Consider the following 2,031-nt stretch of genomic DNA (forward strand, 5'->3'; position numbering starts at 1 on the left):
GTTAGTTGAAGTAGAAGATATTAAAATGCAAAAGGAGGACTGGGAATGGGATGAGCGTGAATCCTCTTTTTTGCAGTATGTACGAAGTATGGTTCGTAATAAAGGGCTATATTTGGATGATACAGATATATATAATTTTCACATTAGTATTAAAACCAATATGTTAACAATTGTTGGTGGTATACCAGGTGTTGGGAAATCACGCTTTGTGCAAGCTTATGCAGAAGCACTTGGGTTACGTTATGGTGAAGAATTAATTTGGATTCCGATTTCACCATCGTATCAAGAACCACATGATATTCTCGGTTACCTTCATCCGAATGGTAATTTTATTGAAAGTGAAACGAAGTTAGTTCGGACATTGTTAAAGGCTAAAGAAAACCCAAATCAGTTGTATATAATTGTATTCGATGAAATGARCATGTCACATATTGAGCATTGGTTTACTCCGTTTCTATCTGTTCTTCAACTTGAAAAGAAAAATCGTATTTTGAGTTTGTATGAGAAAGTACAAGAAATAGAAAATCAAATTCCACCTTCAGTGGAAATTGGTGAGAATATTATTTTCGTAGGCACTGTAAATTTTGATGAAACGACGAAAGAGCTTTCCGATCGATTATTAGATCGAACAAATTTGATTACATTACAAAAAATTCCGTTTTGCGAGATGAGTATAGAACATGAGAAAGTTGTTCAGCAACCCCCGCTGAAAGTAACAACGGGAGAATTTCGACTCAATTGGTTTAGGAATAAAGAGATGATCGAAGTGTTTACTGAAGAGGAATTAGAGTTATTGGATAAGTTACATGATGTATTATCATCACACGATATATCAAAAGGAATTTCTTTCCGATGTGCAAGCGCAATCGCTACGTATTTGCAAAATATACCGTTCCAAAATAATCAATCCTATATGATTAGCAGGGAAGAAGGTTTTGATTTGCAAATAAAGCAACGTGTATTAACGAAATTAAGGGGGACAGAAATGACAGTGGGCTCTCTACTTTCTGAAGAAGCAAAAAGGGGAGCGACATTGATACCACTTTTACAGTCTCCGCTTGCAAATCGTGTATCTACATTTGAACATTCTTTAGCTTATATAAGACAAAAGCGTAGAGAACTGGAGCTGTATGGCTATGCAAAATGAGGAGCGTTATGAAACAGCAATCGTCGATACGAAAGAAACGCTCCCGTTTGTATTGAAGCTAATTATTGGTACTGAGGGGAAAGGCGATTTTATCCTTTTAAACCGGCTTTGTACGTCTACTACAGCATTAGTTCAATGTATTTATAAAGTACAGGAATTAAAACCACTGAAATTGCATTTCCATTATCAAAATCCAATGGATATTACATTCATATGGAATAAAGTATATGAGGGACAAAAGAATATAAAAGAGTCACAATATGAATTAAATGAAAAAAAACAAAGAGTATTAGTGTATGAACATGGAAAAACTGAATTTTTTTATCCGTGGCGCTGTGGCTTATACCATTTTGAAGTGCGTATAGAAGATAGAACTTATTATGGTGCGTTTCAAGTTGTTCCTAAAAACTTTTTTGATGACCAATTTGAAATGATTCAAGATTATGTGAAGTCAATTTTAAACGAGTTAATTTTAGATAGAGGTTATTACAAGAAAACTTTCTCAGCACTTAGCGATATTGAAGATTCTTCTTATTTGGTACTGTTAAGAAAGTTGCCACAAAAAATGAAAAGAATAAAACAAATTTTTAAGAAAGTAGAATCGAATGCGGAATTTGTACACGAATATGAATGGGAAACGAAAGAGCGGAAGACAACGAGAAAAACTGCCATTATGACAGAAAGAAAGCTTTATGCGAAATATTACAACCGTAAATTTAAGGAGAAAAAAAATAGTATTGAAAATGCATTTCTTAAATTTAAAACGATGCAATTCTATTATTATTTACTTGAAGCAGAAAGTTTTGTACGTAAAACTATTGAAATACTAGAAGGAGAAAAGAAGAAAAAGTCAGATGAATTTCAAGCTGTTAAAACAATTATGA

The 2,031-nt window shown here is 33.3% G+C and carries 1 protein-coding gene and 1 pseudogene; both read left to right on the forward strand.

Annotated features, from left to right (window positions below; all coding sequences use genetic code 11):
- On the forward strand, nt 1-1,147 hold a 1,147-nt coding region (locus AC1DTM_RS24015; RefSeq protein WP_477001060.1), incomplete at its 5' end, for an AAA family ATPase.
- Nucleotides 1,137-2,031: pseudogene (locus AC1DTM_RS24020) on the forward strand (hypothetical protein); the annotation flags it as partial. The gene AC1DTM_RS24015 and the pseudogene AC1DTM_RS24020, both read left to right, overlap by 11 nt.

It is taken from the genome of Bacillus sp. P4_D3 (genome assembly GCF_056401855.1).